18 protein-coding genes are annotated in these 26,642 nt (G+C 65.8%); 5 read left to right on the top strand and 13 right to left on the bottom strand.

What is annotated here, in order from left to right:
• Positions 1-87: 87 nt before the first annotated feature.
• Positions 88-1,575 (top strand): type VII secretion protein EccB, encoded by a 1,488-nt coding sequence (gene eccB / locus AB0M22_RS43020; RefSeq protein WP_364739197.1) that lies wholly within the window; start codon positions 88-90, stop codon positions 1,573-1,575.
• A gap of 4 nt (positions 1,576-1,579) precedes the next feature.
• On the opposite strand, the gene AB0M22_RS43015 is transcribed toward eccB, so the two are convergent.
• The 3 genes from AB0M22_RS43015 to eccD all read right to left on the bottom strand — a co-directional run bounded on the left by AB0M22_RS43015 (position 1,580) and on the right by eccD (position 5,917).
• The gene (locus tag AB0M22_RS43015) at positions 1,580-2,386 is read right to left on the bottom strand and encodes an ion channel (protein ID WP_364739195.1); all 807 of its coding nucleotides are present in this window, start codon (positions 2,384-2,386) and stop codon (positions 1,580-1,582) included.
• A 652-nt stretch (positions 2,387-3,038) separates the two neighbouring features.
• Positions 3,039-4,454, bottom strand: coding sequence for a type VII secretion-associated serine protease mycosin (mycP, locus tag AB0M22_RS43010; RefSeq protein WP_364739193.1), 1,416 nt, complete (start codon positions 4,452-4,454; stop codon positions 3,039-3,041).
• On the bottom strand, positions 4,451-5,917 hold the full coding sequence (gene eccD, locus AB0M22_RS43005) for a type VII secretion integral membrane protein EccD (RefSeq protein WP_364739192.1): 1,467 nt from the start codon (positions 5,915-5,917) through the stop codon (positions 4,451-4,453). Before eccD ends, mycP begins: the two co-directional genes overlap by 4 nt.
• A 170-nt stretch (positions 5,918-6,087) precedes the next feature.
• Here eccD and eccCa point away from each other — a divergent pair, with 170 nt between their 5' ends.
• A complete protein-coding gene (gene eccCa, locus AB0M22_RS43000) occupies positions 6,088-10,122 on the top strand; it encodes a type VII secretion protein EccCa (protein ID WP_364739190.1) in 4,035 nt (1,344 codons plus the stop codon).
• Complete coding sequence (locus tag AB0M22_RS42995; RefSeq protein ID WP_364739188.1) at positions 10,122-11,579, top strand: type VII secretion-associated protein; 1,458 nt, start codon at positions 10,122-10,124, stop codon at positions 11,577-11,579. The genes eccCa and AB0M22_RS42995 overlap by 1 nt, the downstream gene beginning before the upstream one ends.
• Here AB0M22_RS42995 and AB0M22_RS42990 read toward each other — a convergent pair.
• The 9 genes from AB0M22_RS42990 to AB0M22_RS42950 form a co-directional block, all read right to left on the bottom strand.
• Complete coding sequence (locus tag AB0M22_RS42990) at positions 11,569-11,985, bottom strand: hypothetical protein (RefSeq protein ID WP_364739186.1); 417 nt, start codon at positions 11,983-11,985, stop codon at positions 11,569-11,571. The genes AB0M22_RS42995 and AB0M22_RS42990 overlap by 11 nt on opposite strands.
• Positions 11,986-12,060: 75 nt before the next feature.
• Complete coding sequence (locus AB0M22_RS42985; RefSeq protein ID WP_364739184.1) at positions 12,061-12,363, bottom strand: WXG100 family type VII secretion target; 303 nt, start codon at positions 12,361-12,363, stop codon at positions 12,061-12,063.
• Positions 12,364-12,402: 39 nt separating this feature from the next.
• Positions 12,403-12,720 carry a WXG100 family type VII secretion target gene (locus AB0M22_RS42980; RefSeq protein ID WP_364739182.1) on the bottom strand — a complete coding sequence of 106 codons (318 nt, stop codon included), beginning with the start codon at positions 12,718-12,720 and terminating at the stop codon, positions 12,403-12,405.
• A 391-nt stretch (positions 12,721-13,111) separates the two neighbouring features.
• Positions 13,112-14,371, bottom strand: coding sequence for a hypothetical protein (locus tag AB0M22_RS42975; RefSeq protein ID WP_364739180.1), 1,260 nt, complete (start codon positions 14,369-14,371; stop codon positions 13,112-13,114).
• Positions 14,372-14,376: 5 nt separating this feature from the next.
• Positions 14,377-15,564 carry a hypothetical protein gene (locus AB0M22_RS42970; protein WP_364739178.1) on the bottom strand — a complete coding sequence of 396 codons (1,188 nt, stop codon included), beginning with the start codon at positions 15,562-15,564 and terminating at the stop codon, positions 14,377-14,379.
• A 148-nt stretch (positions 15,565-15,712) separates the two neighbouring features.
• Positions 15,713-17,278: a serine/threonine-protein kinase gene (locus AB0M22_RS42965; protein WP_364739176.1), complete on the bottom strand. Its 1,566-nt coding sequence runs from the start codon at positions 17,276-17,278 to the stop codon at positions 15,713-15,715.
• A 73-nt stretch (positions 17,279-17,351) separates the two neighbouring features.
• Complete coding sequence (locus AB0M22_RS42960) at positions 17,352-18,563, bottom strand: hypothetical protein (protein ID WP_364739174.1); 1,212 nt, start codon at positions 18,561-18,563, stop codon at positions 17,352-17,354.
• An 8-nt stretch (positions 18,564-18,571) separates the two neighbouring features.
• A complete protein-coding gene (locus AB0M22_RS42955) occupies positions 18,572-19,789 on the bottom strand; it encodes a hypothetical protein (RefSeq protein ID WP_364739172.1) in 1,218 nt (405 codons plus the stop codon).
• 82 nt (positions 19,790-19,871) lie between these two features.
• On the bottom strand, positions 19,872-21,032 hold the full coding sequence (locus tag AB0M22_RS42950) for a hypothetical protein (protein WP_364739170.1): 1,161 nt from the start codon (positions 21,030-21,032) through the stop codon (positions 19,872-19,874).
• A 189-nt stretch (positions 21,033-21,221) separates the two neighbouring features.
• Here AB0M22_RS42950 and AB0M22_RS42945 point away from each other — a divergent pair, with 189 nt between their 5' ends.
• Positions 21,222-22,514, top strand: coding sequence for an FHA domain-containing protein (locus AB0M22_RS42945; RefSeq protein ID WP_364739168.1), 1,293 nt, complete (start codon positions 21,222-21,224; stop codon positions 22,512-22,514).
• A gap of 4 nt (positions 22,515-22,518) precedes the next feature.
• Here AB0M22_RS42945 and AB0M22_RS42940 read toward each other — a convergent pair whose 3' ends face one another.
• Positions 22,519-23,967: a metallopeptidase gene (locus AB0M22_RS42940; protein WP_364739166.1), complete on the bottom strand. Its 1,449-nt coding sequence runs from the start codon at positions 23,965-23,967 to the stop codon at positions 22,519-22,521.
• Between the two features lie 107 nt (positions 23,968-24,074).
• Between AB0M22_RS42940 and AB0M22_RS42935 the strand changes: the two genes are divergently transcribed.
• Positions 24,075-26,561, top strand: coding sequence for an FHA domain-containing protein (locus tag AB0M22_RS42935; protein ID WP_364739164.1), 2,487 nt, complete (start codon positions 24,075-24,077; stop codon positions 26,559-26,561).
• Positions 26,562-26,642 lie beyond the last annotated feature (81 nt).

The raw sequence follows: 26,642 nt of genomic DNA, 5'->3' as shown, positions 1-26,642 counted from the left end.
GGCCGATTAGGAGTGGCCGAGCTGAACAAGAGTCCTCGGGAACTGTACTGTGTTGCGCGAACGTGAGCACTGTTCGGGGGAGGAATAATGCCTTCAAAACCCACCACTCGGTGGCAGGTCAGCGGCTATCGCTTTCTGGTCCGCCGGATGGAGCACGCCCTGGTCCGCCGGGACGTGCGAATGCTGCACGACCCGATGCGCTCGCAGTCGCGGGCGTACGCGGCCGGGCTGGTTTTGGCGATCGTCGTGTTGGCCGGTTGCGGGGTCCTGGCCCTGCTGCGTCCGCAGGACAAAATCGGGGACAAGAAGATCCTGATCGCGAAGGAATCGGGCGGCGTCTACGTCCAGATCGACGACGTCGTCTACCCCACGCTCAACCTCGCCTCGGCTCGTCTGGCCGCTGATGACTCGTCCAAGCCGACGATCGTCAAGGATTCCGAACTCGGTAAGAAGCCGCGCGGCCAGCTGATCGGCATTCCGGGTGCGCCCAGCTCGCTGATCTTCGATAAAGCAGGCAAGGGGCGGAGCTGGACCGTCTGTGATTCGTTGAAGACCGATGGCAGCGACGACCGCACCACCTCGGTGCTGATCGGCGACCTCGAGCTCAACGACAAGGCGTCGGCCATGGACCGGGACCAAGGTCTGCTGGTCAAAGGCAAGAACGCGACCTATCTGGTGTGGAACAACACGCGGGCTCGCGTCGACATGAACGACCCGTCGGTCACCGTTCCGCTGAAGATTCGAGGCGCGATTCCCCGGCCGATCAGTGAGGGGTTGCTGAACTCCATCCCCGAGGTGAATCAGATTGTGCCGCCGAAGATCGATGATCCGGGCGGGACGCCCAGCTACCCGATCAACAACCTGAAGATCGGCACCGTGGTCCAGGTGGCAGGCAAGGCCGATCAGAACGCGGTGATCCTGCGTGACGGTCTGCAGCCGATCAGCCCGCTGACCGCCGCCATCATCCGCAGTTCGCAGCCGAGCTCGGACCATGGCACCGCGATCGGTGACTTCGAGGCGGCCCGTGCGCAGCCGTCGCGGGCGTTGAAGGTCGACACCTACCCGGATGTCGCGCCGACGATCGTCCAAACGAACTCTCGCCCGGTGAGCTGCCTGTCCTGGGAGCCGATCGCCGGCGCCGCGGGCAACGCCGACGTCGCCGTGCGCGCGAAGCTGTCGGTGATCGACGCCACCGACCTGCCGATGCCGAAGAACGCCAAGCTGGTTCCGCTCGCGCAGGCCGACGGCAAGGGCGACAACGTCGATTCGGTGTACTTCAAGCCGGGCTCGGGCGCCTTCATCCAGACCACCGGCATCGAAGTCGACAGTCGGCGCAAGGACAGCCTGTTCTACGTCTCCGACACCGGCGTTCGCTACGGCATCAAGAACAAGGAAGCGGCGAAGGCGCTCGGTATGGACACCGAAGGCGGCGTCACGCCCGAACCCGCACCGTGGCCGATCGTGGGTCTGCTCGCCGGTGGACCGACCATGGGCCGCGAGGAAGCGATGGTCGCGCACGACGGCATCGCCCCGGATCCGAGCCCGGCCAAGCAGCCGATCGCCTCGTCGAAGTAGTCGGCTAACGGCCGTCCGCGCCAATGGAATTCGGATTGTCCGCGCCGTTGGTCTCGTGCATTGCCGCCACCTCGGCGCGCAACGCACGAATCTCCTCGACCAGCACGTTGATCTCCCGATCGGTGCGGTCGGCCGTCTCCTCGACCGTCTTCAGCTGATCGATCACCCAGCTGGTCGTGGTGCCGATGGCGAACGAGATGATGCCGATACCGAAGGTCATCAGGACCAGGGAGATCAGCCTGCCCTCGACGGTGACCGGGTAGACGTCGCCGTAACCGACCGTGGTGACCGAGACCGCCGACCACCACAGCGCGTCACCGAAGTTCAGCACCTTGCTGCCTTCCACGCCGTACTCGGCGTCGAAGAAGGCCAGGCTGCACAGGAACAGGATCAGCACCGAACTACTGCCGACGAACACCGAGAGGCGGGTGCGGTGGCTCAACGTGTGCCGATTCAGGGTGCCGAGCACCAGCACCGCCGCCCGCACCAGCCGTAGCGGCCGAAACGGCGGAACGATCACCATCAACAGTTCTATCGGATGCGTGCGCAGGAATTCCCAACGGCGAGTAGACAATCCGAGCCGCGCCAGAAAATCGACCGCGAACACCACCCAGATCGCCACATCGACCCGACCGAGCCAAGCATCCAATTGTGGCGAGGCGCCGGTGTCGAGCACGAACCAGGCATAAACGCCGAGAAAAAGGACGGCAAGCACCACCATCGGCACACCCGTGGCCCGCTCCCACGCCTGACGACGGCTCAGCCCATGGTTAGCGGGCGCGGCGCTGACTGCTTGCTCTTGTTGCGACATGGGCACTACCTGCGTTGATCGTATCCGGCACCCTGTGTACCGCAGTTTGCCGTGCAGACGCTACAGGCAGCTCAGCGGATTTTCCGGCAGCGCGCACGAGTCGCCGAGCCGGGCGGATCGAAGAAGTTCCCGAACCGAGGGAACCGATCGTGATCTTGCTGCGTCATACCAAGTGTCAGAACAAGTTTCGGGTGGGATAGCGGACGCGGGCTGCTTAGACGGCCGCATGCCGAGACCCTAGTCGAAATCCTGAGCGCGGTCGTCGCTCAGGGCTGAATCAGAGGGGAAGAATGAAGAATTTTCTGAAGGTGGTCGCGTCCATCTCTATGATCGTTTCGGCGCTGGGCTCGGCGGGAGTCGTTGGCGCTGGTGTCGCGTCCGCGTACCCGGCAGACGTCACAGGTTTGACATACGCAGATTGCGAGAACCTTGCTGCGCAGGAGAACGACAGACTCACTCGGCAAGAGGAGCCGAATCAAACTCATGCTGGCTACTGGAAATTTGTGTGTGTGAGCGAGGGAAACGGCTCGTATAAAATGACATTGAGTGGCAGCAATGTATAGCAGTTGCTAATCTCCGCTGCACAACGTGGAGTAGAATTCGACTGCGGTTGAACAGAAGGGCCTCAGCGGAATTCGCTGAGGCCCTTCTGCTACATGTCGTCGCCGGAGATGCCGAATCTGCGGCGGATCGGGAATGACGCGAGCATGCCCAGGATCAGCAGGATGGCGACGGTGCTGCTGCCGATCAGGGCGACATTGCGGGCTCGGTGGTCCGGCGGTGGGGTTGGTGCGGGTACCGCGAGTTGCACCTGCTTTGGTGCGGCCGAGCTCTTCGGTGGAAGGGGTTTCGTGACTTCGGCGGTGAGCGCCGCGACCGGATCGATTGCGCCGTAGCCGATATAAGGGTTCCAGCCCTCGCCCGGGGCGTGTGCGGTGGCTTCGATGCGTTTGATCACTTCGAGCGCGCTGAGCTCAGGGAAGCGAGCACGGACTAGTGCCACCACACCGGACACGTAGGGTGCGGCAAAGCTGGTGCCGTTATTCGGAATCAGCTGCTCTTTTTCGTACTTGCCGGTGATAGTGCCGGTGCCACGCGGATCGAGTGACACGATGTTTTCACCGGGTGCCGCTACGCCGACCCAAGGACCTGGAACGCTGAACTTCGAGGGCGCACCGTTTTCATCGATTGAACCGACCGAGAGGACGTAATCGTCGAAACGTGCAGGCGTGACGTTTGTCGTCACGTTTTTCCACGGATCAGTGTCGGGGTGCAGTGGGTTGATTAGATTCGGATTACTCGGCTTGCAGTACTTGTCCGTATTGCCCGCAGCAACAACCACGACCGAGTTCATTTCCAAAGTCGCGTACCGCACCGCGGCACCGACTGCACCATCACCGAGTGCCTGGTCCTTGGCCACACAGGAGACCAGGGAAATATTGATGACAGAGGCACGCCGGTCGGCAGCCCGGCGAATCGCGCTCGCGAGTGCATCGATCCTGCCGTAGCCGTCCGGCGCGTCCTCGGGCTTCTTGTCCTGCCGACCGGGGGTCTCGTACAGCGCGCTGGTTTGGCGGATCGACAGAATGCGTGCATCTGGGGCGACGCCGGAAAACCCCTGCCCGTCTACCGGTTTCGCGGCGATTATGCCCGCCACGAGAGTGCCGTGCGCGTCGCAGTCCTCGCTGACGCCGTCGCCGGGGTCTGCTACGTAGTCACCGCCTGCCTCCAGATCCGGCAGGCGTGGATGACGGACGACACCGGTATCGATGACGGCGACGAGCTGGCCCTCACCACGGGAGAAATCCCACGCGCGCTTCAGATTGAGCGCAAGCTGCGCTGGTGGAACCGTCGGGCCATCGCCACCCTGCTGCGTGGAGTAGCAGGGTGAGTTGGGCGGATGTTCGGTCTTGTCCGGCGGTCGCGCCGGGTCGCCCGTCGGCAGCAAGGACGGGTCGACCGGGGGCGGTCGATCCGCGTATGCCACACCCTGACTCGCGCCCAACCCGAACGACATGCTCAGGGCGAGCACAGTCGCTGCCGCGCCGGTGCGCAGGTAGCGGTTCACAGCCCGCGGACGAGGGAGTAGAGGCTGGCCACCCAGAAGACCAGGGGGAGGACGGCGGCTACGAAGGCGTATTCGAGGAGTTCCACGCCGCGGCGCATGGGTGGGGTGGCCGATTGGTTGGGGATGATGATGCCGAGGATGAGGGCGGCGATGAGGATGACCATGGCGGTGCCGAAGACGGCGAGCGGCTGGTCCATCTCGAAACTGGCGCCTACCAACATGATCAGCACGATGCCCGCGCCGCCCGCGATGAGGACGACGGCCTGTTCGGCGCCCGCGTAGGTGCGGCTGCGGAACATCAGGACGACGGCGCACACGATGGCGAGGGCGATGCCCTGCCAGTACGGGTCGTCGGCCATCGGGTCGGTGGCGGCGAGGGCGCCGATGGCGGTGACCAGGGTGGTGGCGGCGACCAGGCCGGCCAGGTACATGCGGGCCCGTTCCGACTTCACCCGCAGCGCCTCCATGGTGGGCAGGGCGCGGTGGTCGTCGGGGTCGTCCTCGGTCGGGTCGATCGGGGTGCCGGGGGAGGGGACCGGCGGCAGCGGCAGTTTCGCCAGCAGCATGGAGATTCGCGGTGCGAGGGCCAGACCGGCGAGGCCGAGTGCCGCGGCACCGGCGCCGATCGCGCGCTCGGGCTGCGCGGTGAGCAGGCCGACCAGGGCGGCAGGCACGGCATAGACGGCGAGCGTGGTCGCACCGATGAACAGCGCGAGTCCGACGCCGCTGACCCGCCACGCCAGAACCGCAGTGGCGCCAAGTAATACAGAGCCGAGCAGAATGTGCGGCCAGCCGTAATGATCGGGCACGTAGAGCATGCCCGCGGTAAAGGCGGTCGGTAGCGCGCAACCACCGAGAACCAGCGCGGTGGAGGTGTCGCCATACATCCGGCTGAGCACCATGGCCGCGACCACGAGCAGAATTGTCACTGCCAATGCGACCGAACCGCTGACCCAATAAGGCAGTGAACCGGGCGCGAGCAGCAGCCCGAGACAGCCGACGAGCATGGTGAGGGCGGCGAGCACCGAGCCGGTGATCCGCGCGACCTTGGGGGTCCAGCTGCGGTAATGATCGGTATCGGCGATCGCGACGTTGTACATGATGTCGTCGAACAGCGGCGTGGGCGCGGTGTGCGAGGCGCTCTCCAGCATGAGCAGCTCGCCGTCACGGACACCGTGCTCGCCGAGGCTGAGCGAGTTGGAGAACGGCGGGTGACCGATCCGCGCCAGCACCCACTCGGCGGGCTCGAAGCGCTCGCCCTCGTTGTCGAAATCGTTGGTTCGGCTGTGCTGTGCGACCATGTCGACGACGCTCGGAATCACCAGCGCGACCGGCACGTCCACCGGGATCGCCATATCCACCTGGGTGTGCTTGGCGAGGATTGTCACCCGGGCGAGATCCGGTGCGCGGACGATGCCGTGCGAGGAGTTTTCATCGATGTGGTCAAGTCGCGCGTGCGTCAAGCTTCCCCCAACTCGTCTTCTACCTCGTATTTTCGCAAACCCGAGACCCTACGTCGAGTTTGCGAACCCACGGTTCGGGCAGCAGAATGCTGGTCGAACTGTACGACATGTCGGCTACGGCCTCTACACTGAGCCGGAATCACAGCAGTCGAGGAGGGGGATTCTCGCAGATGAGTACCGTCCGGTTTCAGCGTCGCGCGCGCCGGGAGATGCCGCGCTCGCCCGGCGGCGAGGTCACCTTGCAGCCGCCGCCCGAGATCCCTCGGGTGACGCCGGGCAACCTGCTGATGAAGCTGATGCCGGTCGTGATGATCATCGGCATGGTCGGCATGATGGCGCTGATGTTCACCCAGGGCGGTGGCATCGGGTCGAATCCGATGAGCATGATGTTCCCGCTCATGATGATGTTCTCGATGGTCGGCATGTTCGCCGGTCAGGGCGGCGGCAAGGGGGCCAAGGCCGCTGAGGCGAACGAGGACCGCAAGGACTATCTGCGTTATCTGGACCAGGTGCGCCGCGACGTCGACACCACGGCGACCCAGCAGCGGGCCTCGGTCGAGTGGAGTCATCCCGAACCCACCCTGATCTGGATGCTCGCGGGCACCAGCCGCATGTGGGAGCGCCGGGCCGGCGACAAGGACTTCTGCCACGCCCGCATCGGCGTCGGCGGCCAGCGCCTGGCGACCCGCCTGGTCGCGCCGGAGACCGGACCGGTGGAAGAGCTGGAGCCCATCGCGGCCGTCTCGCTGCGCCGCTTCGTGCGCGCGCACTCGACCGTGCCCGACCTGCCGACCGCCATCGCGGTCAAGGGCTTCGCGACCATCGCCCTGGACGGCGACCGGGTCGAGGCCAGGGACATGACCCGCGCGATGCTGTTGCAGCTCAGCATGTTCCAGGCACCGGACCAGGTGCTGTTCGCCTTCGTCTGCGGTCCGGACACCGCGCGCGAATGGGAGTGGACCAAGTGGCTCCCGCACACCCAGCACCCCGATGCCCAGGACGGCATCGGCACCCAGCGCATGTTCTACGGCTCGATCCGCGAAGCCATGGCCGGATTGCAGCCGCTGCTCGGCAACCGGGTCCGCTACTCGCGTAACCAGCCGGCCAACGCGAACATGGTGCACATCGTGATCGTCGTCGACGGCGGCCTGCTCGAGGCCGAGGACGATCAGCTGCGCGAATCCGGCTACGAGGGCGTCACCATCATCGACCTGTGCGGTTACGCCCCGCGGCTGGCGGTCTCGCGCGGCATCAAGATGATCGTGGAGAACGGCGAATGCGTCGGCCGCGGCGCGACCGGCAATCAGGAGCGCTTCGCGCTGATCGACCGGATCAGCCCGCAGCAGGCGCAACAGGTCGCTCGACGGCTCGCCCCGTACCGGGCGGCGACACAGCGCAGCAGTGACGTGGAAACCGATGACTCCGAGGTGATTTCGACCTGGAGTCAGCTGATGGGCCTCGGCGACATCGGCATGTTCAACCCCGAGCACGCGTGGCGTCCGCGCTACGGCCGGGAGCGGTTGCGGGTCGCCTTCGGTGTCGGCGCGGACGGTCTCCCCGTCGAACTCGACATCAAGGAAGCCGCCGAGAACGGCATGGGCCCGCACGGCCTGTGCATCGGCGCGACCGGTTCCGGTAAGTCGGAGTTCCTGCGCACGCTGGTGCTCAGCCTGCTCGCCACGCACTCGCCGGACCAGCTCAACCTGGTGCTCGTCGACTTCAAGGGTGGCGCGACCTTCCTCGGATTGGACAGCGTGCCGCACGTCGCGGCCGTCATCACCAACCTGGAAGAAGAGGCCGACCTCGTCGACCGGATGAAGGACGCGCTGGCCGGTGAGATGAACCGCCGCCAGGAAGTACTGCGCGCCGCGGGCAACTTCGCCAACGTCTCCGAATACGAGAAGGCCCGCGCGGCCGGCGCCGACCTGGATCCGCTGCCCGCGCTGTTCGTGGTGCTCGACGAGTTCTCCGAATTGCTCACCCAGCACCCGGATTTCGCGGAACTGTTCGTGATGATCGGCCGGCTCGGCCGCTCGCTGCACGTGCACCTGCTGCTCGCCTCGCAGCGCCTCGAAGAGGGCAAGCTGAAGGGTCTGGAGAGTCACCTCTCCTACCGGATCGGCCTGAAGACCTTCTCCGCCAACGAATCCCGCCAGGTGCTCGGTGTTCCCGACGCCTACAACCTGCCGAACAACCCCGGTGGCGGCTACCTCAAGTCGGACTCCGGCGAGATCGTCCGGTTCCAGGCCTCCTACGTCTCCGGCGCGTACGTCGGCGGCGGCTCGCAGCGCGACATCACCGTCGCCACCCAGTCCGGCGACATCGATATCAAGGCCCGTCCGTTCACCGCCACCCACGTGGATTTCCGTGCGGTGGACCGGGTTCCGCTGCCCGCCGAGCCCGGCGAGACCGAGCATCAGGGCGACGACGGCGAGCAGGTTTCCAACGTGCACATGCTGGTCTCGCGAATCAACGGCCACGGCCGCCCCGCGCACGAGATCTGGCTGCCGCCGCTGGACGAGGCGCCCACGCTCGACCAGCTCATCCCGCGCTCGATCCTCACCGGCGAGTACTCCGCGGTGGCCACGCTGCGCGCGCCGATCGGCATCGTCGACCGGCCCTACGACCAGCGGCGTGACCCGATGGTGGTCGACCTGTCCGGCGCCCGCGGCAACGTCGCCGTCGTCGGCGGCCCGCAGTCCGGCAAGTCGACCGCGCTGCGCACGCTGATCATGGCCATGTCGCTGACGCACACCGCCGAACAGGTGCAGTTCTACTGCCTCGACTTCGGTGGCGGCACGCTGATGAGCCTGCAGGGTTTGCCCCATGTCGGTTCGGTCGCAAGCCGATTGGACGGAGATCAGGTCCGGCGCACCGTCGCCGAGATGACCACCATCGTGCGCACCCGCGAGGCGCGGTTCCGGCAGCTCGGCATCGAGTCGATGACCGAGTTCCGCCGTCTGCGCGCCATGGATCCGTCCAGCAGCCCGGCCGCGACCGGCGCGCACGAGGATCCGTTCGGCGATGTGTTCCTGGTGATCGACGGCTTCGGCTCCATCCGCCAGGACTTTGAGCTGCTCGAGCAGACGATCATGAACCTGGCCGTGCAGGGTCTGTCCTACGGCGTGCACATCGTTATCGCGCTGGCCGGCTGGCGCGAGGCGCGACCCGCGCTGAAGGATCAGATCGCCACCAGAATCGAACTGCGACTCGGCGATCCGATGGATTCCGACCTCGGCCGCAAGTTCGCGTCGATGGTTCCGCAGGCCCGCCCTGGTCGCGGTATGACGCCGGACTGCCTGCACATGCTGACCGGCCTGCCGCGCATCGATGGCAGCTCGGATCCGACCGACATCGGCCAGGCCGTCGGCGACGCCGTCGCGACCATCGCCCGCTTGACTCCGGGCCGCCCGGCGCCGTCGGTGCGCATGCTGCCGGAGGAACTGCCGCGCGAGCAGATGCTCCAGCTGGCCGGAAACTGGCCGGCGCAGGTCGACCGGTCGGCGAAGTGCATGCGCATCCCGATCGGTATCAACGAAGCCGAGCTGGCGCCGGTCTACATCGACTTCGCCGTCAGCCCGCACTTCATCATCATCGGCGACACCGAGTCGGGAAAGACGACGCTGCTGCGCTCGATCGTCGAGGGAATCTGCGCGTCGAACACCCCGGACCAGGCGCGGATCATCATGGGCGACTACCGGCGTTCGATGCTCGGCATGGTGCCGGAGGGTTATCTCGCCGGATACGGCTCGACCGCACCGCAGTTCACCCAGAACATGATCGACCTGGCCGCGTACGTCAGCAATCGGTCGCCGGGTACGGACGTGACGCCGCAGCAGCTGAAGGAACGCTCATGGTGGAGCGGGCCGGAGCTGTATGTGATCATCGACGACTACGACCTGGTGTCCACGTCGAGCGGAAATCCGGTGCAGGCGTTGCTGGAACATCTGCCGCACGCCCGAGACCTGGGTTTCCACCTGATCATCGCCCGGCGTTCCGGCGGTGCCGGTCGCGCCATGTTCGAGGCGACGCTGGCCAGGATGAAGGATCTCAGTGCGGCCGGTCTGACCATGAGCTGCAGCCGTGACGAGGGTGTGCTGATGGGTACGACGCGGCCGGGCCCGATGCCGCCGGGACGCGGCACCTATGTCTCTCGTAGTGGCGAAGGTCTGATCCAGACGGCCTGGATGCCGCCGACAGCCTGATGTCCACCGTCGAGCTCGTGGTCACCGACACGCGTGTCTGGGCGCGTGGCGCGACGACGCACTGGGACGTGCCGCCCTCGATCGTGTTGGGCAGCAACGGGTTCGATCTGGTGGTCGGGGAGTCGCTGACGCCGCCGACGCAGGTGAGTTCTGCGGTGCAGTATGTGCCTGCGGAGGCGGTGGCGTTGTTGCCGCGTGTTCCCACCGTCGTCGACGGGTTGACCGCGGTGTTCGCCGCGGTGCTGGAGAATCTGCGGGTCGCCGCGCCGTGCGAGCGGATCACGCTGATCTGCCCGACCGAATGGGGTGCGTCGCGGCGGTCCGTCCTCGACCAGGCGGCTCGGCGATTCACGGCGGACGTCGTGTTCGAGGAGCTTGCGGTGCGGGCGGTCGCGGCGGATGAGGGCACCAGCCACAGTCGGCGCACGCTGGTGCTGGAGTTCGGCGCGCTCACCACCACGGCGACCGCGGTCATCCGCAGCCATCAGGGTGTGCACATCGAATCCTGTGAGCACCAGCCGGCTTTGGCGCTCGCCGAGGTGCTGCCGGAATCGAGTGGCTTCACCGCGTTGTGCGAGCTGATAGATCGTGTGCTCGACGGTCAGCCTGCCGACCTCGCGCAATCCGTTGGTGTCACCGAGGCCGGGAAACTCGACCTCCTCCGCGCTGCTGTTCAGCAGCGATGCGGGCAGGGCATTGGTCTGCGGGCGCTCATCGGGTCCGATCTGATCCGTGGGCGGCAGACCGAACCGATTCATCAGTCGGAGCTTCCGTCTGTTCTGCCGCAGGACGAATGGATGCAGCCGTTGCGCGAACGAGCCGCTGCGCAGCAGCCGCGTCGCGGCGGTCTCGGATATGTGGGTGCGGCCATCGCCGCGGTCGTCGTGGTCGCCGCGGCCGTGGTCGGCGGTGTCGTCTTCCTGAACCGCTCCGACGATGCACCGGTCGCTGCGCCTACTACCGCGGAACCCAGCAGCGAATCGGCACCGAGCAGTACCGCCGCCGCACCGACAACCACCCCTGCCGCCGGACCGGAAACATACGGCCGCATCCGCTTTCAGATCCCCGACGGCTGGCATCTCGCCTCGACGCCGGACGCTTCCGGCAAGTCCCGGGTGGATCTGTCCCCGGATGACGGTGCTCGCCTACGCGTCACAGTGACGCAAACCCCGGTTGCACCGGGCGCGACCTACGACCAGGTCGCGACGAAACTCGAAACCCAGATGAAGCAGCGCCCGGCCGGCGTGATGTCCGACTTGCAGCGCGACGTCGTCTACGGCGGCCGCTCCACCCTCGCCTACACCGAGCGCCCCGGCGACGGCTCCACCGTCCGCTGGCATGTGCTGCTGGAGTACGGAATTCAGGTCAGCATCGGCTGCCAATACGCCGACAACGACTGGCAGTCCTTGTCGACGACTTGTGAGAACTTCGGCAGTTCGGTTCGTGTCATTCAATAGGGCTGGCATCTCGGCCCAGTCGGCCGTACGGCACGAGATACGCGCGGTATTCCATACTTTGCCAACCGCGCTCGCTCGAGTGCAGCGCCCGGCCGCTGGTGGCCGGGTCCTTCGGCCATAGCTCTCGGGTGTGGATCTGGATGTCGTCCTGCAGGATTCGGGCCAACGCCATCGCGAACTCCTCGGCGGTCGTGCTCTCCAGATCGCCGGGGTCTAGGGCCGCTGACGAGCCCACGTCGGGAACGCTGAGGCCGACCATGGAATTCGGCGCGGGTCGTCCTGTCTGCTCTCTGAACTCGAGCCATTCTTCTGTGACATCGGAAGTGAGCTGCGCTGAAAAACCCAGTGAATTCTCGATGTCGGAGGCCAGCAGTCGCGCACCGCGGATTGCCTCGTCTTTATCCATAAGTGTTTGGACAGCACATAATTCGGGCCCCCGGCAAGTAGCTTGCCGGGGGCCCGAATTAGCCGAGACAGGATCTCAGAAAAGACCAGCGAGGCTGGTGTCGGTGCTCTGCAGATCCGTGTTGCCGGAGCTGACGGCGCGACCGGCGGTCTCCAGCGTGGCGTTCAGCTGGGTGACGTTGGTGTTCCACTGCGACTGGAGCTGGGCGAACGCGTCGTTGGCGTCACCCTTCCAGTTGTTGGTCACGAAGTCGGTGACCTCTTTGTGGAAGTCCTCGAGCATGCTCGAGATGTTCTTCGCTTCGGACACGATGGACTGTGCGCCAGCCTCGACCGCGCCGAAGTTAGAGGAAATTGTATTCGGGTCGTTCGCTACCATCTGGAACTCCTCCGTGGTATTAGTGGTTCGGCTGATCGATCAGGGGAGTGTCAGGCTGGAAGCCTGCTGCGATACCTGCTGAGCAAACTGCTCGTCTTGCGCTACGAAAGACTTGCCGGCCTTGCGGAGGCTGTCGGAGGTCTGGTCCAGCGTGTCGTTCAGCCTCCGCGCCTGTTCGAAGTAGGCGTCCATCAGCGCATCGAACGCCTTCCGTGCCTGGCCTGACCAGGTCGCGGTGGTTTCGTCCGACCGCGTGTTCAGCGCGGTGATCGCGTTCTGCAGTGCGGTGTGACGATCACTGCAGTTCTGCGCGAACTTCTCGATGGCGATGTGGTCCGCTTGAAGCTGTCCTGCCATTTTCGGCTCCTTCTCGGTTTCCCGTCTCGGCCAACGGCAGAAGCCCCCAGTTGGCCTGTACATCTGATTGGACGCTCGATAGGTCTGATCGGTTCCATCCGACTCGAGAAAATTTGGATCTCCCCCTACGGAGATCAGACCCCAGTGTCCGTTGCCGTGCTCGTCCGTGGTGTCGGGGCCGCGTATGGGCCGCTCGACAGGCTACGGACGTGGTCATCTTGGCATGCTTGCAACGCCAGCGCTCGGCTCCCCTCCTTCCCCCTGCTCGCTGATGTCTTGATTGGCGAGTGGGCTGGCTGGTTGTACCTTACCCAACCACTATGGCTCCCGCTACATCAGATTGCAGGTATATCGGCAGCAAAGGGTCGGTGATGTTGGCAGGGCCGGTGCGCTACTGGCTGTTGGCGAGCACGGCATACTGAGCTGCCGCACGCTGCTGTGCGTCCTGCAGTTGAGTGCTCCAGACGTAGCCGACGTAGCTGCGATACCGTACGGCGCAAACCCAGTCCTTGACGTATTTATCCGTCGGTAGTTCGGTGCATTTGCTGTCCGGAACATTCGACGGTGCCTGTTTGGCGTCCGGTGCGTCCAGAATCGCCAACCAGAGTGCTTTGGCCGAGTCGATACCCCGCGTTCGGATCAGGATGGCTCCTTGCAGGAACCTGTCGGTCCCCTTGCCGAAGCTTTGTGCAACTCCCTTGGTGTAGCTGTTCGTTGTGGGCGAGTAGGCATCCGAGAAGACGAAACGCTCGCTGTCGGCATACAGAATCTTCGACGCTATGCGGTCGGTCTGAAAGTGTAGAAATCCTTGCAGTTCGTATGCCGCGAGGCCGCCGGGATCGGGTACAGCCAGCTTGCCGGGATTGAGGACTCGGCGGATTATGCCTTCAGGGTCGAGGTCCAATCGCAGGGCCTGTTCGGCAGACAGCGGCGCAAGCGTGTCGAGCATAGGCAACTGTGCTGCGTAAACCTTCTCTATAAGTGCGGTCAGGTCGGCGAGGACGGGCTGGGATGTGGAGATGAAAGTGCTGACCACATAGCTTCCGTGCGCGACGACCGAACCTATAGTCGGCGTTCCAGGGCGCCAATGAGAATGCGCCATAGGGTATTTCGCGAGTTGCACACGCTCGTTCTGGTCCGGGGAAACGGAGAAGTCGGTCTCTTCGAATTCGGTCGCCGCCCGGTCGGCGGACTGGGAGTCCGGAAACTGCATGACGGCCACGGTGGTGAGTGTCGAGTCCGACGGTACTTCCACGAATGGCTCTGGCCGGAAATCGCTACTGCCGGAGGCGAATCCGAACAGCATCTTGTTTCGAGCGGCGACCGGTACGCTCTGTTCGGCCAGGACGTTCTTGACATCTTCGGGTTTGGCGAGTTGTTGCACGCCGGTGCCGTAGCGCAGTTTGGCGTCGATATCGTTACCTGTCACCACGTGGTTGGCCAGGCGTGAGATGGCCAGGGCGGTCCCGCTGCGCACCGAGTGCTGAAATTCCTCGTAAGAGTCCAGCGGCTCCGTGGAGTACTGGCCGACGTCGAGGGTGCGGACGTCCATCTCGCCGGGCAGCGGCGTCCCGGTCATCGGCGCACCGCACCCGGAAACGACGAGCAGCGCAAAGACAGCGCAGGTGTGCCGCATACGTGTGTTGATCATGCGCCTCACTTCGCTTTCGCGAGCATCGCGTACTGCGCCGAGATCCGTTGATATACGTCGATCAGCTGATCCGACCACACTTCTGCGGTGTACCGGTCGTATGCCACCACGCAATGAAATCTGGGGATCAGTATGTCCTTTGGGCGGTACTCGAGGCAGCGAGCGTCGGGAAGATTCTTCGGCGGACCGATCCGGCGATGCAGCTTGTTTGGTGCGCTGTGGCCGTCTCGGACAAGTTGCGCACCTTTCGGATTTTCGGCGCGGTAGAGGTGCCCGGCGTTATACGCCAACCAGTCGACGCCGGCCTCGTCGAACAGTTTCTTGTCTCGTACCGGATCGCTACTCAGATTCAGCGCGCCCGCGCGATCGTACAGTCCGGGTGGGTTGCGCCAACCGTCTTCGGTCGGTCGCGGAAGCGAGCGGCCGAGCATGCCGTCGTGATCCATAGGGACATCGGTCAGTTTGTCCGGCGGTGTTGGGCGGAACTCGCGCAGCCGGGCGCCAACCGTATCGAGACTCTTGTCTACGAGAGAGATCATGGCAGGTAGATCGGTGGTGCCGACCGCGATCTTGGCTGCGTCTTTGACCTCGGTGTAGATCACATACTGTCCGCTCGCCTGGAACGAGTGGAGCTCCTGCGTCCCCGGTTTCCAGTACGCAACAGCGTCTCGGTGCTTGCTGATGCCAACCGGTTCGCTCAGTTCTTCCTTTGCCGCGACAGCCGGAGCAAGAGCTGCGGCGGCCGACGTGGCGGAGTGCTCATCTGAAAACAGCAGCACTGTGTTCGTGAGGGAGGTGGCGAGTGAAATTTCATTCTCGGAGTACGCCAGGCTATAGAAGCCGGCTATGAAGCCCGGTGTATTCGCCTTGAAACTCTCAGCGGAAAGGTTGAGGTTATACAAGGTTTCGATGAATGCCATCAACGAACTGGTCTCGGAATAGGGCTGAGAGGTGAATCGTGGGTCGATGTCCATCGGTAGCGAGACGAAGCTGCCGAGGCGCTGGCCTTCGCTGAGCCGTGCGCGGTCGAATCCGGGTTTGCCGATCTCGCGTGGTGCGGTCGCGTAGCTGCCGACGTCGAGCTGGCTGATGTCGACTGCGGGCGGCGGGGTAGGGGAATCAGACCCACATCCTGCGGTGCCCAGGGACAGGACTGCCAATCCGACGGCCAGGGCTCTCAATGGTCTTCGCATCGTTCCCTCCATCGGCTGACAAGCAGGAGGACAAGCCAACGAACAATGATCCCCCCGGCATACGCGCGTGCGCTGGCTCGGCCTGCGGCGACGTATCGTTGCTCGGCAACATAACACCCGGGACGGTCGTCCCGCGACACCGCTCGAACTACTTCACGCGCTTCTGCAGCAGCGGGACCAACTTGTCGAGGAGTGTCTGTTCCGAGCCTGGAGTCCAATTGCGGAATGCGGCCACGGCCTCGGGATCGTCGAGCGGGATGACGGTGGCACGGGTACCCGCGACCTGGTAGGGCAGCCCGCGTAGCCCGCCGCCTCCGGCGTCTTCGTCGGTGCGAACCGCGAGGACGAAGCTGTCGGCCGCAACCTCCAGTGTGTCTCCCGATTTCATCGCTCGCGGCGACGGTTCGCTACCCTGCGCGACGTAGCCCGGGTTGTAGACAAAGCCCAAGTCCTCGAGGAACTTCGACTGTGCGGTGCCGCCCAGGAAGATCGAAACCGGTTTGTTGAAATCGACCGAGCGCTGCACGTCCACCACCGTGATGGTCTTGCCGCGGAAGGCTGGATTGGCCGCGCGGGCCTGTTCCTTCGACGGCAGCGCGCTCACCGCGGCCGTGGAGCTGGCCGCAGTGGTCGTGGCCGCGATGTTGGTGCTGGACTTGTCATTACCGCCGAGCCCCCAGATGCCCAGGCCCGCGGCCAGCGCGACAACGACGACACCGGCCCCCGCGCCGATGACCCACCGCCTGCGGTTGGGAGCCTGCGGCACCACCGTCTGCGGACCCGAAAACGCAACGCGCGGATCGGTATTCGGCCGCGGATCGTAGGACTGAACCGGATAGCTGCCCGAGGTGCTTGTCGGGGCCGGAACATAGCCGGGGGAGAAGGCGCTCGCGGCCGCGTCGGTGAATTCACGGCAGGTGTTGTACCGCGCGGTGGGGTCCTTCGCCATCGCCTTGGCGAAGACGTGATCGATGGCGGCGGGCAGGCTGGGATCGACCGCGGTGGCCAGCGGCGGCGGCTCGTGCAGGTGCCCCATCATGACCAGCGCGGGTTGCGTTGCCGGGTAAGGGTTTCGGCCGGTGAGCAGCTTGAAGAAGGCGCAGGCCAGGCTGTAGATGTCGGCCCGGTGGTCGAGGTGTCCGCCGACCAGCTGCTCGGGCGGGGCGTAGGCGATGGTGGCGACGAAGCTGCCGGTCTGGGTGAGCTCAGTGGTGTCGTCGTTGGACTTGGCGACGCCGAAATCGGTGAGCAGCACGCGTTCTTCGTCACCCTCGGTGGAGGAGAGCAGGAAGTTGGCCGGCTTGACGTCTCGGTGCAGCAAGCCTTTTCGGTGCGCGTAGTCGAGGCCCTTGCCGACCTCGGTGGTAATCCGCAGGGCGCGAAGCGGATTCATCGCGCGCTTGTCGCGGGCCAGCTCGGCGGAGGCGTCGGTGCCGTCGACGTACTGCATGGCGATCCACAGCTGACCGTCTTCTTCACCGCGATTGTAGACCGAGACGATGTTCGGATGGTCGAGGCCGGCGGCGAGATTGGCCTCGCGCTCGAAGCGGGTGCGGAACTCGTGGTCGTTGCTGAGTTCGCCGCTGAGCACCTTCAACGCGTCCATGCGCGGCAGGCTGGGATGTTTGGCCAGGTAGACGGTGCCCATGCCGCCCGCGCCGAGCACGCCCTGGACGCGGTACCCGCCCACGATAGTGCCGGGGCTTATCGCCATGATCCACAATCTCCTGAGTCGGTCCCCACGCGGCAGCATACTGGAACGCGCGGAGCGGGCCTGGTGCGTCGCATCAGCGGCTGTTCGCGAATATCGCGTATTGCGCGGCGGCGCGTTGCTGCACATCCAGTAACTGATCGCCGGTCACGAAGCCCGCGTATTGGCGGTAGGCGACGATGCAGGTGAATCGCTTTATCTCGAAATCCATGGCCGAACGCTTGTTCTCGACGCAGGCGGAATCCGGGACATTCGGCGGGGGATCGGCATCATGCGTCGTCGGTGCGGGAGTGCGGCGTTCGGCGACAATCTTCTTCGCCGCCGCGGAGTCCGGCGTGCGGGCCACGATGGTGCCGTTGGAAACGGCGAACCGGTCCGCGTTCATCGCACCGAAGCGTTGTTTCGCGATACTCAGATCGTCGGCGTACTGCACGATGCCGCGCAGGCCGTAGAGCGCTTGACTGCCGATTGCCGGTCGTTCGGACTTGTTCGGATTCAATGCGCGGCTCAGCAGACGGTCGGTATCCCAGGGCAACTGGAACAGTTCTTCGTCGGTGAGCGGCTTCAGCTGATCCAGCGCGGGAAGTTGTGCGGCATAGGACTTTTCGGCGAGTCCGAGCAATGCGTTCAGCTCCGGTTCGTTGCTGGAGACCAGATAGGCGACAACGTAGGACCCGTGTGCCAGGAAGGCGCGCAGAAACGGCGTGCCCGGACGCCAATGGGCATGCGCGGTAGGGTAATTCGGCAGCGTCACCGGCTGGTTCTGCTCCCGGTTGGCATTCAGATCCGCGTCATAGAACTGCGATGCCGCCGCCGTCGCCCGCTCCGGATCGGGAAACTGCATCACCATCGTCGAGATCGTGGTCGCGTGCTGCGTCGTCTTGATCGGCCAGGCGGACGGGACGATCGTCGTCTTCTGATCGAAACCGGTGGTCTTGAAACCGAACAGCAATTTGTTCCGTTCGGCGATCGGCTTCAGGTCGCCTTCGCTACCGAGTTCGCCGGGCAGCAGTCCGCGGGTTATCTCGAACGGCAGCTGGCCGTACTTCAGGTGCGGATCTATTTCGTAGGCCGGTATCACGTAGTCCGACAATCGCATTGCGGCGATGTGCGGCATGGAGGTGAAATCGGGCCGGTAATCGTCATCGTGCGCATTGGGCGGCTCGGTGGCGTAGGACCCGGTGTCGAGGTTGCGGATATCGACCTCGGCGGGCTGGAAGCTTCCGGCCACGGTCGATCCGCACGCGGTAAGACTCGCCGTCACCACAGCGGCGAGCGACAACAACACCGCGCGCCTCATTTGGTATTCACCAGCAACGTGTACTCGGCCGAGATCCGCTGCTGGGCGTCCAGCAATTGGTGCGATGCCGAGAACGCGGCGTAGCGGTCGTAGGACACCGAGCAGTAGAAGCGGATCGCCATGGTCGTTCGTCCGATGTATTCGTGGCAGTCGGCGGTGGGCAGATTCGCCGGCGCGGCGGAACTCTTGAACCGTTTGGTCAGACCACCCATGTCTTTCTGCAAGGTCGCGGCCGCGGCGGCGTCGCGGGCCCGGTAGAGCTCCACTCCGTTCGACGCGTACCGGTCGGCGCCCGCTTTCTCCAGATAGCGGAGCGCGTCGGGCGGATCATTGACGAAATGCAGTGCGGTGCGGGCATTGAAGGCGCCGGGCGGATTGAGCCACGAGTCTTCCTTCGGCCGCGCGATGGTGCGGTTGAGCATGCCGTCGAGATCGATTTGCAGTTCCATGAGCTTGTCGGGCGGGGTCGGGCTGAACTTGGCGATGGCCGGGACCACCGTGTCGAGGCTCTTCTGCACCAGCGACAGCATCGCGGGCAGATCGACCTTCTCCAGATAAATCTTCAGGTAGTCGTAGATCCACGTGTAGACGACGAATTTGCCGGTGGCATACCAGGATCCGATCGACTGCTGGTTCGGCTGCCAGTGTGCGTGCGCGGCAGGGTATTTCGGTATCTCGACGGTGGTATTCCGGTCGTTGGCCTCGTGATCGACCCGCTCCAGCGCCGCGGCGGCGTCGGTGGCCTTCTGCTCGTCCGGGAAGATCAGCACCGCGTTCATCAGGTCGATGCCCCGGTTGTCTTCCTCGGTGCGGCCGTAGCTCTGGAAGCCGGCGACGAAGTCGGGCGCGGCCTCGGCGAACCGGTCGACGGCCATGCTGTGGTCGAGGGCGTACTTCGGGTCGGTGAATACCGTGGCGACGAACGGATTGCTGTGCGCGAATCGGGGGTCGATATCCAGCGGTACGGGCACGAAATTGCCGAGCCGTTCCGCTTCGATTATCCGAGCCTGCTCGAGGCTTTTCACCGCACCCAATTGACGTGGCTTCGCGTCGTAATTGCCGACGTCCAGCTTGTCGAGGTCGACCGCGGCGACGGGAGTATCCGCACGCGGCTCATCCGATCCGCAACCAACGGCGGCAATCGTCAGGATCACCGCCGTGATCAGGGCATACGCCGTCCGGCGCGGCATCGATTTCGCGCGGAGCTGCAACATCCCTCCCCTGACGACTGTGGTTCCCGCGGAATCCTACGTCACCGCGTGACGCGACACCCGGTCACAACATTCGGGGTTCGGCTCACAAACTGTTCGCGAGCAGCGCGTACTCCGCGGCCACTTTCTGCCGGACATCCGGTTCTTTGTCACTGGTGACGACACCCACATAACGCTTGTACGCGACGTAGCACCGGTACTTGTATTCGCGGTCCGGGTTGCCCTTGCCGTTGAGTTGCAGGCATTTGGCGCCGGGCACGTCCTTCGGTGCGCCGAGTGTGTCGTAGTGTGCGCCTTCGCTTTCCATCAGACCGTCGGCCAGTTTCTGGGCGGCGGTGGTGTCCCTGGTGCGGGCGACGTAACTGTCGTCGGCGACCGCCTGACGGTCGACGCCCGCCTCCTCGACCAGGCGCAGGTGCGCGGATTCGTCCTCGGCGCGGTGCACCATGTGGCGCGGGCCGAAGATGGCAAAGACGGCGGGGTCGGGCGCGCGGTTCTTGCGGTCGCTGACCGCGACCCGGGCGAGCAGTCCGTCCGGATCGACCTTCAGGTCCTTGATCTTCTCCTGCGGCGTCGCCTGGAACTTGTCCAGCTGGGTGACCTGCGCGGCGAGCGCCTTGTCGACCCAGCCGGTCAGGTCGGCGCTGTCGGCGCGCGGGCGCTGGATGAACAGGGAGATGACGAATTCCTTGTAGGCCATGAAGGTGCCCACGGTGGGAACGCCTGGGCGCCAATGGATGTAGGCGTCCGGGTACTTGGTCGACGGCAGTTTGCGATTGTCCGGCGAGATGGTGATATCCACGTCTTCCAGCTCGCGGGCGGCGAGCTTGGCGATCGCCGGATCCGGGAAGCGGAACAGGGCGGTGGTCACCGCGGTCGCGTCCGGGGCCGGGTTGGTCTGCCCGGCCGGGTCGGGCTGGTCGGCGCCGCTGGCCGCGTAACCGGTGAGCAGCTTGCGATCGTCGAACACCGGCTTGGAGGACTTGGCCACGAAATCGAGCGCCTGGTCGGCGTCGGCCACCACCGTGCTGCCCCGGCCCACCTTGAGCGACGGATCGATCACTACGGTCGGCACCACCGCGTCGGACATCCGCATGCCCTCGAGTAGCGCGCCCTTGTCGCCGGGGTCCTGGTTGTACTGGTGCCGGTCCACCGCGTAGGTGCCGACCTCTAGCTGGCGTACGTCGACCTCGCCCGCCGTAGCGGTGCCTCGTACGCCGCCGCACCCGGTCAGAAGACCAGCCAATGCGATACACGACGCGGCAAGCGCGATTCGCGATGTCCGAACCATGACGGGCCCTCGTTTCTTCACGTGCTGTCACTGAAGTTACCGGACGGACGCCTGGGAGGGGGGTCGATAGTTGTGGGATTGCAATACCCTGGTTTCTGTGACGACGCCCCTGGACAGTGCCTTCGGTCGAGGCCGATACCTCTGATGGATCGGCAGGTCGAGGTCGTCGTCGGTGGTCACGCGGTGGTGCGCGTCGCCGGGGCGCTCGTCGTCGTCGGGCATCGCGGACGGGGCAGGTTGACCCAGGATTCACCGGCCGCGCTGGCCGTGGAATCGCTGGCCGAGCTGGTGCGCGAGGCGGCCGGGCACGAGCCGAAGGGGCCCGGCGCGGTGATCGCCCGCCAGGCCACGCGGTGGCTGATGAAGCAGGCCGAGCAGATCAGTCCGGGGGAGCCGATCGACTTCGGCATCCTGTCCACCGCGGAAAACGGCGGGGTGGCGATATTCCTGCACGGCGCGGTGACCGCGGTGCTGGCCGGGGACGGCACGGTCGAGCGGCATCGGGGCAGTGACGCGGCGTTCACCGTGGATCGGGTGGCCGGTGTGCCTGCGCGAGCCGTCGCGTTGTTCGTGGACGACGCGAAGGGCCGCATCCCCGAACTGCCTGCGCAGCGCGGTATCGGCTGGCTGGTCGAGGGCATCGCGCAGGCCGGCGGGGCGATCATCTGGTCCGAAGAGGTGCGAACCAGGGCGTTGACCGGGGTGCCGCGCGAGGGCGCGCATCGGCGCGACGACGAGGAACTGCTGCCGACCGCGCGCATCGACCACGAGCCGCCGCCCGAACCACAGCCGCAAGAACCGCAGCCACACACCGGAAGTCAGCGCTCGACCGCCGCGCACGGCCTCGACGACGACCCGCACCGGGCGCATACCGAGGTGAGCGGCACCAATCCGGCCGCGCCGCCCGATCCGGAGTTGCAGCGGCGGCTGGAGGCGACGGCGAAGGCCACCACGCTCACCGTCAAGGTGATGGGATTCAAGTGCGCCAGAGCGCATCCCAGCGATCCGCGCGCGGCGTTCTGCACGGTGTGCGGCATGCCGGTGGACCAGACCCAGGCGCTGATCGAGGTGGTCCGCCCGCCGCTGGGCATCCTGATCCTCGACGACGGCATGACCTACGTGCTCGCCGCGGACGCGGTAATCGGCCGCGACCCGGAACATTCCGACGCCGCGCAACGCGGCCTGATCCCGCTACGGGTGGACGACTCCTCCGGCGGCATGTCCCGCGCCCACGCCGAGGTCCATCTCTTGAACTGGGATGTGACCGTGGTGGATCGCGGCTCCACCAACGGCACGCGCACCCGCCTGCCCGGCTACCGCGACTGGATTCGCCTGGCCCCCAACCAGTCCATGGTCCTGGTGCCCGGCGCCGAGGTCATGCTCGGCAACCGCGTCCTGCGCTTCGAACACTCCGCCCCGCCGCCCTTCGGCGGCTAGCCGACTACGAATACCTTGACGTGCAGGTCTTTTCGCCGTTGATCACGCCGGCGCGGAACGCGTCGACCCGGGCGAAGCCGCTGCGGACAGTGTTGCCCTGCACGTCGCTGGCGGCCAGGCCGTCGGTGAGCAGGCCGGAGACCGCTTCGTCGAGATCGCCTGCGGCGAGACCGATGTCGCCCTGCGCGGCCGGGCGGTTCGGCGCGGCCAGCTTGCCGGTGATGACGCCGGACAGGCAGGCCGCGCGCAGGCCGGTCTTGGCGCCGACGAGTTCCTGGCCGTTGTGCTGCTGGACCGCGAGGGTGTAGCGGGAGATGAAGACGATGTAGCCGTTGTAGTCGCCGGTCACCTTCAGCGGCAGCGGGTCGTCCACGTCCCAGTTGGACGCGCCACGCTGGGCGAGGGCGGGGATGTCGGTGCCGATGGTGTTCGTGTCGGGGCAGTAGCTGACCGGTTCGGTGGCGACCCCGTTGCGGCAGGCGATCTTGGCGCTGGAGTAGTCGTAGGTCGGGGACGGCTTGGTCGGCAGCAGCGCGGCGAGCGCCTTGCTGAGCTCGACCAGGGTCTCCTTGTTGATCTCGTATTCGCCGCGGCCGGTGTCGTTGGCGAAGTCCTTCGGCAGGTTGCCGCGCCGCTGGTTGATCTCGTCCATATCGATCCGCTTACAGCCCTTCGGGCCGTCGGTGAAACCGACCTGAACGGCGGTGACCCGCTCGAAGGCCGAGCCGTGCACGCTTTCCGGGTCGTCGGGGTCGGAGTCGCGGATGGCCACGGTGGCGGCGAGGACGGAGTTCAGGCCGTCGGAGGTGTTGATGGTGAAGTGCTTGGACTTGCCTTCGGCGACCGAGCGCATGAACGCGCCGGCGAAGCAGTCGGCCTGCTGTTCCTTGACGATCACCGGGTCCTTGGCGCCGACCAGCCGGGCCATGGTCTGCACCGCGTGCCCGTACTCGTGCGCGAGCACCATGACCACGGCCATCTTGCCGAAGGTCTCGGTCATGGCGGGCAGCAGCACCGAGCGGTCCCAGCCGATGGAGTTGTCCAGCCGGCAGTAGGCGGCGTTCACCAGGTGGAAGGTGGTTTCCTTGCAGAATTCGCGGGCATCGCTGCGGGGCGCCTTCGCGCTCCAGGAGAGCAGCGTGTCGACCGGCTTGAAGTCGCCGCTCTGGAACTCTTTGCCGAATTCGGCGTGCCAGTAGGTCTGGATGTCGTCGACGGCGTTGAGCGCCAAGGTGTCCTCGGGGCCGCCGTCGCCGTTGGTTGCGGTGAGCGTGCTGTCCTCGACCCCGGGGCGCGGTCCGCTCGGACCGCTGGTGGTCGGCAGTCCGGCCACCTTGAACGGGTCGTCGTAGATGGAGACGGCACGGCCGTCGATCAGCCTGGTGCAGCCCGCGACCAGCACCACGACAAGCAGCGCGGCGGTAATGATCGCCGTCGCACGGACTTTCGGCAAGGCTCCCCCTCGTCGGCCGGTATCACGTTCACATCGGTCGCCGGATCGGGGCAAAAGGCGCGTCGGGGGCACCGCCGATGTCCGGGTGATGGAATAGTATCCGCTGCATGTCTTCACCGGGGGCGCAGACCATCACCGTGCGCCATGATGGAAACGAACGAGTATTCGATTCGAGCCAGCAGGTCACCATGGGCCGTGCGCCGGAGGTGACGCTTTTCGTCGACAGCCCGCTGGTATCACGGGTGCACGCGACGCTCACGTGGCAGGGTAGTGCCTGGGTGCTGAGCGATAACGGAAGCACCAACGGTGTGTTCGTGGACGCGCGCAGACTCAGCCAGCCGGTGTCGATCGACCGGCCGACCCAGGTCCGTCTCGGTGACGCGATCAGCGGTCCGCTGCTCCATCTGTTGCCGGCCAATCCGCAACCCCCGCAGCGTCCCTCGGCGCGGCCACCGCAGTCGGGCCAGCAGCCGATGGCGGGTCAGCCGATGTCGGGCCAGCGGCCCGCCCAGCAGTTCCAGCGCCCGGTGTATCCGCCGCCGCAGGACGCGCCGCCGCAGATCAACGTCAACCTGACCACCCGGGCCGACACCTCGAACATGCCGCCGGTGCGCGCCCGCGCCTCCACCGCGGCGATCGCGCGCGGCGACCGGCTGCCCGCCGGCGGCCTGACCATCGGCCGCACTTCCGACAACCAGATCGTGGTCAACGATCCGCTGGCCTCGCGCAAGCACGCGCGCCTGGTCTCCGCGTCCGACGGACTGACCATCGAGGACCTCGGCTCGGCCAACGGCACCTTCGTCAACGGCCACCGCCAGCAGCGCTCGGTGCTGCGCGAGCGCGACATCATCACCATCGGCAACATCGACTTCGTCGTGCAGCAGGGCACTTTGGTGCTCCGGCAGAAGCCGGTGGCCGAGCAGGGGCTCGCGGTGCACGGGGTCGGCTTCACCGTCGAGGGCAACAAGCAGCTGCTAGTCGACGTGAACATGCAGGCCAGCCGGGGCACGCTGACCGCGCTGATCGGTCCGTCCGGCGCGGGCAAGTCGACGCTGTCGCGGTTGATCGCGGGCACCACCCGTCCGTCCGGCGGTGTGGTCACCTTCGAGGGCCGCAATCTGCACGCCGAGTACGAGGCGCTGCGCTCCCGGATCGGCATGGTGCCGCAGGACGATGTGCTGCACCGCCAGCTCACGGTGCGGCAGGCGCTCGGCTACGCGGCCGAGCTGCGGCTGCCGCCGGACAACAGCCGTGCCGACCGGCAACAGGTGATCGACGGTGTGCTGAAAGAGCTTTCACTGACCGAGCACGCGGACACCCGGGTGGACCGGCTCTCCGGCGGCCAGCGCAAGCGCGCCTCGGTCGCGCTGGAACTGCTCACCGGTCCCTCGCTGCTGATCCTGGACGAGCCGACCTCGGGCCTGGACCCGGCGCTGGACCGGCAGGTGATGGTGATGCTGCGCGAGCTGGCCGACGCCGGCCGCGTGGTGATCGTGGTGACCCACTCCATCGCCCACCTCGACATGTGCGACCAGGTGCTGCTGCTCGCGCCCGGCGGCAAGACCGCCTACTGCGGCAACCCGGCCGGGGTCGGCAACGCGCTCGGCACCAGCGACTGGGCGGAGATCTTCGCCAATGTGGCGGCCAACCCGGATCAGGCGTTCGCCGCCTATCGATCCAGGCAGGCGTTCGCGCCACCGCCGCCACCGCCCCCTCAGCAATACGGGTCGGCGGGCTCGCCACCGCAATCCAGTGGCGGCAAACAGTTCTCGACGTTGTCGCGCAGGCAGATGCGGCTGATCCTGGCCGACCGCGGCTACCTGTCGTTCCTGGTGATCCTGCCGTTCATTCTCGGCGCGCTGTCGCTGGTGGTGCCGGGCAAGGACGGTTTCCAGCGAGGCGCGCTGAAGGCGTTGCCGGACGGCACTTTTGTGCCCACCGGCGGCGGCGAAACCCAGCAGCTACTCGTGGTTTTGATCCTCGGCGCGTGCTTCATGGGATCCACGCTCACCGTGCGTGATCTGGTCGGCGAGCGCACCATCTTCCAGCGCGAACGCGCGGTCGGCTTGCTGCCGTCGGCGTATCTGTCCGCGAAGATCGCCGTGTTCAGCATCACCGCGCTGCTGCAATCGGCGGTGCTGGTCGGCATCGTGCTCGCCGGGAAGAAGCGGCCCGGTGAGGGCGCGGTGCTGTCTTCGGGCAGCGCGGAGTTGTACATCGATATCGCGTTGACCGCGGTGTGCTGTGTCGTTGTCGGACTGCTGCTTTCGTCGCTGGCCAAGTCGAACGAGCAGGTGATGCCGCTGCTGGTGGTCGCCATCATGGTGCAGCTGGTGATGGCGGGCGGGCTGATCCCGGTCACCGGCCGTGTCGTGCTCGAGCAGGTGTCCTGGTTGTTCCCGGCGCGCTGGGGTTACGCGTCCGGCGCCTCGACGGTGAACATTCGTGAGGTATTCCTCAACGCGCAGCCGGACACGTTGTGGCAGCACACGCCGGGCATCTGGGCCCTGGACGTCGGCGTGCTGCTGCTGATCACCCTGGTGCTCGCCGTGCTCACCTGGCGGCGGTTGCGACTGAAGTCGTCGGCCGCGTGATGGGCGAGCGATTTTCCGGCCACTACCGGGGGCTCCGGACAACAGCAAGCATCTCGGCCGCACACCAGGCACACTTATGCC

Origin of the sequence: Nocardia sp. NPDC051756, assembly GCF_040681495.1 — a bacterium.
In the GTDB taxonomy this organism is placed as follows: domain Bacteria; phylum Actinomycetota; class Actinomycetes; order Mycobacteriales; family Mycobacteriaceae; genus Nocardia.
Note: the sequence above shows the minus strand (reverse complement) of the source record. Positions and strands in the feature narration are given on the sequence as shown.

What these genes read in the sequence shown, in the direction of transcription:
- AB0M22_RS42975 (WP_364739180.1), bottom strand. Translation starts at nt 14,371, where the DNA reads ATGATCAACACACGTATGCGGCACACCTGCGCTGTCTTTGCGCTGCTC.
- AB0M22_RS42955 (WP_364739172.1), bottom strand. Translation starts at nt 19,789, where the DNA reads ATGTTGCAGCTCCGCGCGAAATCGATGCCGCGCCGGACGGCGTATGCC.
- AB0M22_RS42935 (WP_364739164.1), top strand. Translation starts at nt 24,075, where the DNA reads ATGTCTTCACCGGGGGCGCAGACCATCACCGTGCGCCATGATGGAAAC.
- AB0M22_RS42980 (WP_364739182.1), bottom strand. Translation starts at nt 12,720, where the DNA reads ATGGCAGGACAGCTTCAAGCGGACCACATCGCCATCGAGAAGTTCGCG.
- AB0M22_RS42970 (WP_364739178.1), bottom strand. Translation starts at nt 15,564, where the DNA reads ATGCGAAGACCATTGAGAGCCCTGGCCGTCGGATTGGCAGTCCTGTCC.
- AB0M22_RS42995 (WP_364739188.1), top strand. Translation starts at nt 10,122, where the DNA reads ATGTCCACCGTCGAGCTCGTGGTCACCGACACGCGTGTCTGGGCGCGT.
- AB0M22_RS42945 (WP_364739168.1), top strand. Translation starts at nt 21,222, where the DNA reads ATGGATCGGCAGGTCGAGGTCGTCGTCGGTGGTCACGCGGTGGTGCGC.
- eccCa (WP_364739190.1), top strand. Translation starts at nt 6,088, where the DNA reads ATGAGTACCGTCCGGTTTCAGCGTCGCGCGCGCCGGGAGATGCCGCGC.
- AB0M22_RS43015 (WP_364739195.1), bottom strand. Translation starts at nt 2,386, where the DNA reads ATGTCGCAACAAGAGCAAGCAGTCAGCGCCGCGCCCGCTAACCATGGG.
- AB0M22_RS42985 (WP_364739184.1), bottom strand. Translation starts at nt 12,363, where the DNA reads ATGGTAGCGAACGACCCGAATACAATTTCCTCTAACTTCGGCGCGGTC.
- AB0M22_RS42965 (WP_364739176.1), bottom strand. Translation starts at nt 17,278, where the DNA reads ATGGCGATAAGCCCCGGCACTATCGTGGGCGGGTACCGCGTCCAGGGC.
- eccB (WP_364739197.1), top strand. Translation starts at nt 88, where the DNA reads ATGCCTTCAAAACCCACCACTCGGTGGCAGGTCAGCGGCTATCGCTTT.
- AB0M22_RS42990 (WP_364739186.1), bottom strand. Translation starts at nt 11,985, where the DNA reads ATGGATAAAGACGAGGCAATCCGCGGTGCGCGACTGCTGGCCTCCGAC.